This is a genomic window from Alphaproteobacteria bacterium (genome assembly GCA_030740435.1).
Taxonomy (GTDB): Bacteria; Pseudomonadota; Alphaproteobacteria; order UBA2966; family UBA2966.
This window is the reverse complement of record JASLXG010000067.1, coordinates 1-9,608: the sequence shown is the minus strand read 5'-3', so window position 1 is coordinate 9,608 and position 9,608 is coordinate 1. Positions and strand designations below refer to the sequence as shown.

The following is a 9,608-nucleotide window of genomic DNA, read 5'->3' as shown; positions in this document are numbered from 1 at the left end:
TGTGGCCATCGTCGATGACCAGGATGTCTCCCAACGGCATAACAAAATCCCCCTGTTGTCCGGCGCTTCGGGGCCTGCCGGGCGTACCGGCGACTTTATTATTTTAGGATGCTTGCCCCACTGCGCACTGCGACCAATCGTCGCGCGCAATTGCCGCAAATGCAACTCAATCCGGGCTACGTGCCCTCGGTGTTATCCCCTGTATAGCCCCTTCGCGATCGAGGCCTGGACCAGGTCCTCGGCGTCCGCGGCGCCGATCTCGGCGATCTGGTCGGCCAGCATCTGGCCCAGCGAGGGGAAACGATCGCGCGGGATCTGGCTCTCAGGGTGCCAAAGTGCCGCCCTCAGCAACGACTTGGAGCAGTGCAGAAAGGCTTCCTCGACTTCCACCACGAGGGCGGATCTGGGTCGTTTGCCGCCTACCGCCAGGGACTCGAGCAGGGCGGCATCGGTGCTGATGGTGGCGCCGCCGTTGAGGCGCAACGTCTCGTTGACGCCCGGCACCAGGAACAGCAGCCCGAGCCGAGGGCTGGCGACAATGTTCTCGAGCGTATCGATCAGGCGGTTGCCGGGCCAATCGGGGATCACCACGGTACGGTCGTCGGCCACGGAAACGAAGCCGGGATCGCCGCCGCGCGGCGAAGCATCGGCCCGTCCGGCGGCATCGGCCGAAGCGATGACGACGAAGGGCGAATGGGCGATGAAGGCGCGGCAATGGCGGTCGAGACGGTCGAGGCGCTTTTGCTGCACCAGCTCGCTGGGCTCGCCATAAAGCGCCCTCAGGGCCTCGCGGCTGTCGATGCTGTCGTTCATGGTACCTCTCCCACCAGGCGGTCGAGCTCGTCGACGGCGCGCATAAGTTCCTCGGAAAGGGCCCGTGGTTCGCTGCCGGCGAAGGCCTCGGCCAGGGCCCGGTAATACCACAGCGTGCCCTCGCGCCGGCCGTTGAAACGCAGCCACAGCTGCTCGCCAAGGCTGCGGTAGTCCTGCATCACGGCGCGGACGTTGTGCAGCTTGTCGGCCATCGAGATCAGGCGGGCAGCCGGCGATTTGCCGGGCACGGAGGCGACATAGTCGAGCTTGCGCCGGCGCCAGGGCGGTTTGGGGTCTTCCAAGGTGTCCGAGCAGGCCAGCACGACGTCGGCCACCTGGTCGCCGAATTCCTGCCGGATGAGATCGAGCGTGGCCTGGCCGCCCTGGTCCTCGGCGGCATCATGCAAGAGTGCCGCCACGGCCGCGTCTTCATCCCCGCCGTATTCCATGACCAGCGCCGCCACCGCCAGCAGGTGCGAGACGAAAGCGCTGCCCGTACCCAGGCGCTGCTGCCCGGCATGCAGCCGCGTGGCCAGCACCAGGGCGCGTTCGAGCCGGGTTTCGGGAGCGAGATCCATGCCGGCAGCTAGCTCACCAGTGCCCTGAGCTTGCCCTTGATGATCTTGCGCGTCGGCGTCAGCGGCATCTCGGCGATGATCTTGAGGCGTTCGGGCCATTTGGTCTTGGCGACGTTCTCGGCCTTGAGATAGGCGGCGATGTCGTCCAGCGTGATGCTGTCGGCGCCGGCCAGCACGACGTAGGCGCAGGCCCGTTCGCCCAGGCGTTGGTCCGGCACCGGCGCGATGGCCGACTGGGCGATGGCGGGATGGGCATCCAGGAGGCGCTCGATGTCGAGCGGGTTGAACTTGACGCCGCCACGGTCGATCAGATCCTTCGAGCGGCCCGAGAGCGAGAGATTGCCGGCCGCGTCGATGCTGGCCAGGTCGCCCGAGCGAAACCAGCCGTCGGCCGTGAAGGCCTCGGCGTTGGCGCCGTCGTTGTCGAGATAGCCGGGAAAGATCGAGGCGCCGCGCACCTCGAGCTCGCCCACCCGGCCCGGTGCCAATTCGCCGCCGTCCTCGCCGACAACGCGGATCTCGTTCCCCGGGCAGGCCCGGCCGGCGCTCGAGGCGGCGACGTCGAGGCCGTCGCCCGGCCGGCTGAAGGCGCCGGCCTGCAATTCCGTCATGCCCCAGAGCTGGCTCACCGCCTGCTGCCCCAGCTTGGCCGCCAGGGCGCGCACCAGGTCGGGCGGACACGTGGTGCCGGACATGATGGCGAGACGCAGTGACGAGACATCGTGTTGTTCAAAGAGCCCCGTGTCCAGGCAGGCCGAAACGTGGGCCGGTGCCGTCAGCAGCACGCTGGCCCGGCCGGCCTCGATGGTGGCGGCCAGGGCGGGCGGCGAAAAGGCCGGCAGCAAAAGCTGGGTGGCGCCGACGGCCAGCGCCAGGTGCGGGCAATAGAGCCCGAAAAGATGGCTCAGCGGCGCCGCCGAGAGGATCACGTCGTGGGGCCCGATGCCGTGTTCGGGCGCCGCGGCGGCGCCGTTGGCCAGCATGTTCTGGTGGCTCAGCGGCACCCCCTTGGGCGCGTCGGTGGTGCCCGAGGTATAGAGCAATAGGAAGGGATCGGCAGCCACCGGCGGGTTTGCGATGCCTCCGGCCGGCAGGGTTCCGTTGGCCACGTCCGCGAAAGGTATTGTCCCCGCAACCGCCTCGCCGAGCGCGATGACGTGCTCCAGTGTGGCGAGTTCGGGCTTCAGGCCCAACATGGTCTCGGCCGCCCGGTAGTCGGGCGTGGCCGTCAGGCAGATCACCGCTCGCGCCCGGTTGTGGCGAATGAGCGCCCGGATCTCGGTCTCGCGGTAGGGCATGTGGATGGTCGACATGACGCCGCCGATGGCGGCGATGGCAAGGAAGGAAATCAGGAATTCGGCGATGTTGGGCAGCTGCACCGCCACCACGTCGCCGCGGCCCAGCCCGAGTTCCAAGAGCCCGCCGGCCAGGTCTTCGACGCGGCCCGCCAATTCGGCGTAGCTGATGACCTCGTCGCCGACCACGATGGCCGGGTGATCGGGCTGCCGGGCGGCGTGGCGGGCCAGCAGATCGCCGATCGTCTCGCCCCGCCACCAGCCTTCCGCCACGAAGCCCCTGACCGCCTCGGCCTCGAAGCTCATGGCCTGGCGCAGCCTGAGCGCGTCAGCGCTGAAGACCTGGACTTCCTCGGGGTCCAGGTAGCGATCGTCGTGGTAGCGCCGACCGCCGCCCAGGCGAAACAGCTTGCGGTACTGGTTGGTGCGAAAGCGCCGGCGCTCCATGACCACGCGGATGAAGCGCACCTGTTCCGTGGTCAGGCCGATGCGGCCGGCGATCTCGCCGTCGCCAAGACCCATGTCGGCGCGGCTCGCCTCGATGGCGGCGAAGTCGAGTTCGCGCACCGGGTCGCCGGTGCGGCGCTGGCGGTTGAGGCTGAGGTCGAAGATGACCTCGCCGAAGGCCTCGATCAGTTCTTGCGTCACGCCAAAGCTCATGCCTCACCACCCTCTTGGGCCTCGCGAAAGGCCCGGCCGCGCCGGATGGGGTCGCTGAGCGGCGCTTGCGTGGCAACGGGGCAGGCCCGCATGCACTCGTAACATTGGGCCAGCAACTCGCCCTCGCCGATGGCCATCTTGTACCACAGCACCTGGTTCTCGGCGCCAAAAAGGGCCGCGTCCCGGTCCAGGGGATTGTCGGCCATGACGGCGTCGGCGATGACGTTGGGCACGGCTTCGTATTGTTGCGACATCTCGGCGCAGGCGTGCGCCTCATAGCGCATCTCGGCGATCTTGCCCTGGCCGTCGATCTCGCCCGAAAGGCAGGCCACCGGGCAATAGGTCTGACACGGCGTCTGGCCACTTTTGCGGTAGAGCTTGATGCACGAGGGCGCCGGGCAGGGGTTTGCGGCCATCGGCGCATCGGGCTCGATCTCGAGCTCGGTGAACACCGAGGCGTAATAAAGCATGCCGTATTCCGGGTGCAACAAGATGTCGCCGGCCAGCGAACGGGCGCCCAAGCCGGCCACCTCGGCGTGCAGCTTCATGCTTTGCAAGGGCACGCGCGCGCCTTGTTCGGGATCCATGTCGGGGGGGCAGAAGATGGCGCGCCGGCCCAGCGCCTGTTCTATGTAGAAGGCCAGCCCATAGGCCACCTTGTAGGCCCGGGTCTCGGTATCGCCGATGAAGGAAAGCGTCTTGGCATCGGCGTGCCAGGCGCCCTGGGTCGAGCCGCCGACGCCCAGCGAGATCACCGACTTGAGTTTCGGCATCATGGATCGGGGGCCATGGCCGGGCGGCGAGATGCGTTCCAGCACCTCGACGTCGGCCACACCCACCGCCAGGGCGCCTCGCTTTTGGGCGTAGGCGATGATTTTTTGTTTTTCTGCCGCGGCTTCGGTTTCGGCCTCGGCTGGCGGCTTCGCGGTCGACTGCTCGTTCATGGTCCGACTCTATAGCAGGGCAATGGCAAACCCTAAAGAATGGGCCCTAAAGAATCGGCCCCGGCAGCGGCAGCGCGTGTTCGGTCAGCTCGCGCACGATGACGTCGTAGGCGGCGTCGACGGAATCGGTGCGCAGCACCAGGTCGACATCGGCCGCGTCGATGGTGCCGTGGCGCACCAGGGCCTCGAAGTCGATCACTTCGGACCAATAGTCCTCGCCGAACAACACCAGCGGCATGCGCTTGGTGACCTTGCCGGTCTGCACCAGGGTCAAGAGCTCGAAGAGCTCGTCCAGGGTGCCGAAGCCGCCGGGGAAGAAGACCACGGCCTTGGCCAGGTAGGTGAACCAGAACTTGCGCATGAAAAAGTAATGGAACATGAAGTTCAGCGAATGGGTGACATGGGGGTTGTGGTATTCTTCCAGCGGAATGGAAATGCTCAGGCCCACGTTGAGGCCGCGGGCTTCCGAGGCGCCGCGGTTGGCGGCCTCCATGATGCCCGGGCCGCCGCCGGTGCAGACCACGAAGCGGCGTTCGGAAACGCCCAGCCCCTTGGACCAGTTGGTCAGGCGAAAGGCCAGCTCGCGCGCCGCCTCGTAATAGGCCGAGGCCTCCAGGCGTTGCTCGGCCCGCGCCACATCGCCCTTGCCGTTCTTTGCCGCCTCGAGCTCGGCCTCGGCTTGCTCACGCGAAGGCGTCCGGGCCGAGCCCATGAAGACGATGGTGTCGTGCACCTGGTGCTCGGCGAAGCGGGCCTGGGGCTCGAGGTATTCGGAAAGGATGCGCAGCGCCCGGGCCTCGCGGCCCTGCATGAATTCCTCGTTGTTGTAGGCCTGCAGAGGTTCTCGGGGTCCACCGCCGTCGCTCATGATGTTTTTCCTTTGTTACTCGCGCTCGGCCGCACTTGCCGGCGGCAGCAGGCCGAGGTGGCCGACCAGGTCGACGAACTTGGCTATGGTTTCGCGTTGGTAGGATTCCACGTCGATGTCGCGGAAATCATAGAACCCCCGGCCCTCGCGCATGCCGCCGCGGCCCTCGGCGATCATCTCCTTGACCACCGCTGGCGGCCGGAATCGCTCGGCCCCCAGCGCCTCGCTCAGGTAGTTGCCGGCGTAGTCGAGGATATCGATGCCGCCCCAGTCGAGAAATTCCAAAAGCCCCAGCACGGCATAGCGCACGCCGAAGCCGGTGCGGATAGCGCGGTCGATTTCCGCCGGGCTGGCCACGCCTTCTTCCGCCATGCGCACCGCTTCGTTCATGGCCACGCTCTGGATGCGCGGCACGATGAAACCGGGCGAGGCGGCGCAGACCACGGGAACCTTGCCGGCCGATTCCAGCAGCCCCTTCAGGCGCTCGGTGACGGCGGGGGCCGTGGCGGCGCCCGGGCTGACTTCGACCAGCGGCACCAGGAAGGCGGGGTTGAGCCAATGCGCGTTGAGGAAGCGCTCGGGTCCGGGCACGAATTCGGCCAGGGTATCGACCAGCATGGTCGAGGTGGCGGAAGAGACGATGGCGTCGTCGGGCAGCCGCCGGCAGATCAGCTCGAAGGCGCGCTCCTTCGTCTCCAATACTTCGGGCACGGCCTCGAAAGCGAGGTCGGCGCCGGCGAACACCTCGTCGGCCTCCTCCAAGGGGTGGTAGCTGACGCGGGCCAGGATTTTCTTGCGGAGTTCGGCATCGACCTGGCCGAAGGATTCCATGAGCCCAATGGTGCGCGCCACCTCCGCTTCGGCTGCGGCCAGCAGGGCGGCCTGGTCAGCCGCGGACCGGCTTTTGACATCGACCAGGGCGATAGGGAATCCGGCATAGGCGAACACATGGGCGATGCCGCGGCCCATGCGGCCGGCTCCGGCGACGGCGATCATGCATAGAATCCTTGTGCCATTCGCGTCGCCAGCTCGTCGCGCGAGAGGCCGGCCAGGCCGGCGCTTTCCAAGCTTCGGCCCGAATCGCGAAAATCGATGCCGACGATGGCCGAGCCCAGCGCCAACAGGCCGCTGGCCACCGGCGCCCAGACCCCGGCGTAGTCGGCCAGCGAGACCAGGAAGGCCAAGCCGAGTTCGACATCCTCGCGCATGTAGCGGTGGCTGTGCAGATCCAAGGCCTCGCGCCAATGCTCGCTCTCGACCAGCGGCGCGTGGGCCTGGCGGCCGTACATCCATTCCTCGCCTTCCTTGGCGTAGTGGTCGGCCAGCGGAAAGTGCGGCCCCCCGTAGCCCAGCGCCTCGCGCACCTGGATGCGCTCGCCGTCCAGCGCCGTGGTGACGTCGCGGATGGCCGGCTGGGTGCCCTCGTTGTGGATGTCCCAGTGTTCGAAATGCTGGATGGGGCCGGCGTTCATGAGGATCAGCGGCGGATGAATGATCGGCCCGGCGTTCATCAGGGCGCCGTCGAGGGCATCGCTGCGGCGCTCGATGGCCGGGTAGGCGGATTCGATTGTGCTGAAGGCGTGTTCGGCCCGGCAGGTGGGAAAAATACCCGTCGGCAGCCGCGTCGCCCGCACCACCACGGCGACCTCGGTGGCGCTCTGTTTGCGTGCGAGATAAGGCAGCGTGCCGGTCTCGCCCAGCGTCACCTCGGCCCGCGAGCCGGCCTCGTGCAGCCAGCGCGCCACCAGATAGCTGCCGAAGGTACCTGGCGGCAGGAAGATGACTTGGCCATCCACCAGGTGCGGCGCCAAGGCCCGGGCGATGTCGCGCTGGGCCGTGGCCGGGCCGGGCATGACGATCAGCTCGGCGCCGGCGACGGCTTCGCCGATATCGCTGCTGGCCTTGGCGATCTCGATCTGGCGCGAGCCTGCGATGTCCGTCAGCCCGATGCGCAGGCTTTCGGCGAGCGGCGCCAGGGCCGCGGCGTCGCGGCGCCAGAGCGCCACCTCGTGGCCCTGCTGGCCCAGGTCGGCCGCGGCCGCATAGGCCCCGTGCCCGCCCCCCAATACGGCGATCCTCATGTGCGGACTCCTTTTGTCATGGGCATCGGGTAGGAGATTGCCACAGGCCGGCCCGGGCGGCAAAAGCGCTTCGACGGCCCGGCGCGATCGGGCCAGGGCATTTAGTGTCTTGTTGGAATCGCCCGGCCAGCCGCTTCCCCTCCCAACCACCCCGAGCGTACCATCGATGGGACTTCAGCGACGAGGCGGGCCTTTCTTGGGCCGGCGAAATCCCTGTACGGTGGATTGTGATACAACGCCGCGCAGGGGTCTCGTCACCACTCGAAAGGCGTCTCGCCGGTTGTGATCTTCTGATGATTCCGTTGGATTTCAAGATGAAGGCGGATTCCTAGTCGGATGGAGAACGTTATTCGTCGTTTTGTCGCCGGGCCGGTCGGTGTGGTCGCCACGTGGCGCTGGCTCGATCGGCTGGCCGTTACCGCGCTGAAACACCTCTTCTTTCCCGCCTCTCGCCTCTGGGCGTCAGCGGAGGTGGCCGAGCTTGACAGCAAACTTTTTTGCGCGGATCTGGGCCTGCAACTCGGATCGCGGCAGATGCGGCGCCTGGACATGGTCCTGGCCCGGACGGCAAAACGGCGGGCCAGGGCGCAGCGGGTCGATGAGGCGTGGGAGGCAGTCTTCTTCGGTGGCCGAGAAGCTGGTCCGGCGGCGCGGGCCGATCTGGAAGCCGAGCGAAAGCAGGCGCGCCACGACTACAACAATGCCCGCGCCCTGTTTCGCTTTTTGTTGCTCGAAGATGTGCCGTTGGTCAAACAACGTCGGGTCGAACCCGCGGATGTGGAAGCGGTTTTCGGCCCCGCGGTCAACGATCCGGTTGCCTTGTTCCGGCCTGATCGGGTGCCACCGGAGGTCAGCCGTTCGCAAACGATCGAGATCGCCGGTACGCGCCAATACTGGCTGCGTTTCAGATCTCCCTATCCACGCCTTGGAGACCAAGTCTATGCCCGGGTTTACGAACCGATCGGCGCGAGTGATCCGCCGACCGTCGTTCTGGGGCATGGCATCTGCGTCGAATTCGACCATTGGAAAGGGCTTCTGGACGAGGCGGCGGTGCTGTGCAGCCAGGGTATGCGGGTGGTGCGCTGCGAGGCGCCCTACCATGGACGCCGACGCCAGGTCGGCTATTACGGCGGTGAACGGGTGATCGCCGATTCGCCGCTCGGGTCCCTCGATACATTCATTGGCGCGGTGCGTGAGCGCGCCGTCCTGATCGACTGGTGTCGTCGGCAAGGCGCGGGGCCTGTGGCGATCGGTGGCTCGAGCCTGGGCGCCATGATGGCGCTGCTCACCGTCGAATGTTCGCACGATTGGCCGGCAGCGCTCAGGCCTGATGGTCTCATCATGATCACGCAGTGCGAACGACCGATCGAAGCTTTGCTCGACGGCTCGATCGCCAAGTTGTTTCGCTCCGAGGAAACCAAACGGGCGGCCGGTTGGAACGACGCGTTGTTGCAGCGTTACCTCGGCATCCTCGATCCCAAGCGCGGACCGGTGATGCCGGCGGAGCGTATCGTCAGTATTCTCGGCCAATATCCACGCTGGGCTACTGGGCCACGCCGGCGGCCTGGCCGCTGGCCCAGTTCGCCGCCGCGGGCGTCTGCCTGATCTCCTTGGCCGGCTTCCTGGCCAGCCACCGTTCGGCACCCGTGGCCGGCCAGGCTGCTTCGTCGCTCAAGCTGAGCCTCTATGAGATCGGCATGGTCATGGTGGCTGATGTAGCCGGCGCTACGCTGTTTCCTGGCGTTTAGGCTGTTGCCCCGGAGGCAGGGGGGATGACAAGGGGACAAGGAATGTCTGTGATGAAATTTGTGGCTCTGGTGGCGGCTTGGCTCGTTGTCACTGCCGGCACGTCACACGCCCAGGACGGCCGCCAACTAACGGGCGATGAGCTGCTGGCGCTTTTGCCTGGCAAGACCGCCAGCGGCCACAACAAAAACGGCGAATGGATCTGGAAGCTGGAAGCCGGCGGCAAGGGCTGGCAGGTCTGGGATTCGGGCGCCCACCACGCCATGACCTGGGAGATCGACGACGACCGGCTGTGTTACGTCTTCAGCGTCGGCAAGCGCTCAGGCGAACGCCGTTGCCGGGCGGTGCATGCGCTGGAGGGTGGCGGGTACGCCTTGAAGTCGCGCAAGGGGAAGCTTTCGAAGTTCCGACTCAGGTAGCGATGGCTCGGGCGGTCCCGGGCTCCGCTACGGGGACGGGCTGACGGCTTCCATCACGCGTAGCGCATTGCCGCCGATAAACTTGACCAGGTCCGCTTCGCCGAGCCCTTTGTCGAGAAAATTCGCACAAAGCGCCGGAAAATCGCGAAAATCCCTGAACCAGGGGCCCATGCCGACGTGGATGTAGTCGGTGGCCCAGCCGAC

The 9,608-nt window shown here is 66.8% G+C and carries 10 protein-coding genes; 3 read left to right on the top strand and 7 right to left on the bottom strand.

The features are described 5' to 3' along the window. Positions 1 to 192 precede the first annotated feature (192 nt). From QGG75_07935 to QGG75_07905, 7 genes are read right to left on the bottom strand one after another with little or no spacing between them, the layout of a single operon-like run. Positions 193 to 813, bottom strand: coding sequence for a pyridoxamine 5'-phosphate oxidase family protein (locus QGG75_07935; protein MDP6067165.1), 621 nt, complete (start codon positions 811 to 813; stop codon positions 193 to 195). Further along, positions 810 to 1,391 carry an HD domain-containing protein gene (locus tag QGG75_07930; GenBank protein MDP6067164.1) on the bottom strand — a complete coding sequence of 194 codons (582 nt, stop codon included), beginning with the start codon at positions 1,389 to 1,391 and terminating at the stop codon, positions 810 to 812. The genes QGG75_07935 and QGG75_07930 overlap by 4 nt, the downstream gene beginning before the upstream one ends. An 8-nt stretch (positions 1,392 to 1,399) precedes the next feature. Next, positions 1,400 to 3,346: a class I adenylate-forming enzyme family protein gene (locus QGG75_07925; GenBank protein ID MDP6067163.1), complete on the bottom strand. Its 1,947-nt coding sequence runs from the start codon at positions 3,344 to 3,346 to the stop codon at positions 1,400 to 1,402. Further along, entirely contained in the window at positions 3,343 to 4,290 is a 948-nt protein-coding gene (locus tag QGG75_07920) for a hypothetical protein (protein MDP6067162.1), read from the bottom strand. Before QGG75_07920 ends, QGG75_07925 begins: the two co-directional genes overlap by 4 nt. A gap of 46 nt (positions 4,291 to 4,336) precedes the next feature. Then, positions 4,337 to 5,158, bottom strand: coding sequence for an LOG family protein (locus QGG75_07915; protein ID MDP6067161.1), 822 nt, complete (start codon positions 5,156 to 5,158; stop codon positions 4,337 to 4,339). A gap of 15 nt (positions 5,159 to 5,173) precedes the next feature. Then, the gene (locus QGG75_07910) at positions 5,174 to 6,154 is read right to left on the bottom strand and encodes a 3-hydroxybutyryl-CoA dehydrogenase (GenBank protein ID MDP6067160.1); all 981 of its coding nucleotides are present in this window, start codon (positions 6,152 to 6,154) and stop codon (positions 5,174 to 5,176) included. Continuing rightward, on the bottom strand, positions 6,151 to 7,239 hold the full coding sequence (locus QGG75_07905; protein MDP6067159.1) for an NAD/NADP octopine/nopaline dehydrogenase family protein: 1,089 nt from the start codon (positions 7,237 to 7,239) through the stop codon (positions 6,151 to 6,153). The genes QGG75_07910 and QGG75_07905 overlap by 4 nt, the downstream gene beginning before the upstream one ends. A gap of 336 nt (positions 7,240 to 7,575) precedes the next feature. Here QGG75_07905 and QGG75_07900 point away from each other — a divergent pair, with 336 nt between their 5' ends. The 3 genes from QGG75_07900 to QGG75_07890 are packed head-to-tail and all read left to right on the top strand — an operon-like array spanning position 7,576 to position 9,404. Further along, the gene (locus QGG75_07900; protein ID MDP6067158.1) at positions 7,576 to 8,844 is read left to right on the top strand and encodes an alpha/beta hydrolase family protein; all 1,269 of its coding nucleotides are present in this window, start codon (positions 7,576 to 7,578) and stop codon (positions 8,842 to 8,844) included. A 5-nt stretch (positions 8,845 to 8,849) separates the two neighbouring features. Then, positions 8,850 to 8,987: a hypothetical protein gene (locus QGG75_07895; protein ID MDP6067157.1), complete on the top strand. Its 138-nt coding sequence runs from the start codon at positions 8,850 to 8,852 to the stop codon at positions 8,985 to 8,987. Positions 8,988 to 9,038: 51 nt separating this feature from the next. Further along, a complete protein-coding gene (locus tag QGG75_07890; GenBank protein MDP6067156.1) occupies positions 9,039 to 9,404 on the top strand; it encodes a hypothetical protein in 366 nt (121 codons plus the stop codon). The last annotated feature ends 204 nt before the right edge of the window (positions 9,405 to 9,608 follow it).

Coding starts and splice junctions, on each gene's coding strand:
- QGG75_07935 (MDP6067165.1), bottom strand. CDS start 813: ATGAACGACAGCATCGACAGCCGCGAGGCCCTGAGGGCGCTTTATGGC.
- QGG75_07930 (MDP6067164.1), bottom strand. CDS start 1,391: ATGGATCTCGCTCCCGAAACCCGGCTCGAACGCGCCCTGGTGCTGGCC.
- QGG75_07925 (MDP6067163.1), bottom strand. CDS start 3,346: ATGAGCTTTGGCGTGACGCAAGAACTGATCGAGGCCTTCGGCGAGGTC.
- QGG75_07920 (MDP6067162.1), bottom strand. CDS start 4,290: ATGAACGAGCAGTCGACCGCGAAGCCGCCAGCCGAGGCCGAAACCGAA.
- QGG75_07915 (MDP6067161.1), bottom strand. CDS start 5,158: ATGAGCGACGGCGGTGGACCCCGAGAACCTCTGCAGGCCTACAACAAC.
- QGG75_07910 (MDP6067160.1), bottom strand. CDS start 6,154: ATGATCGCCGTCGCCGGAGCCGGCCGCATGGGCCGCGGCATCGCCCAT.
- QGG75_07905 (MDP6067159.1), bottom strand. CDS start 7,239: ATGAGGATCGCCGTATTGGGGGGCGGGCACGGGGCCTATGCGGCCGCG.
- QGG75_07900 (MDP6067158.1), top strand. CDS start 7,576: ATGGAGAACGTTATTCGTCGTTTTGTCGCCGGGCCGGTCGGTGTGGTC.
- QGG75_07890 (MDP6067156.1), top strand. CDS start 9,039: ATGAAATTTGTGGCTCTGGTGGCGGCTTGGCTCGTTGTCACTGCCGGC.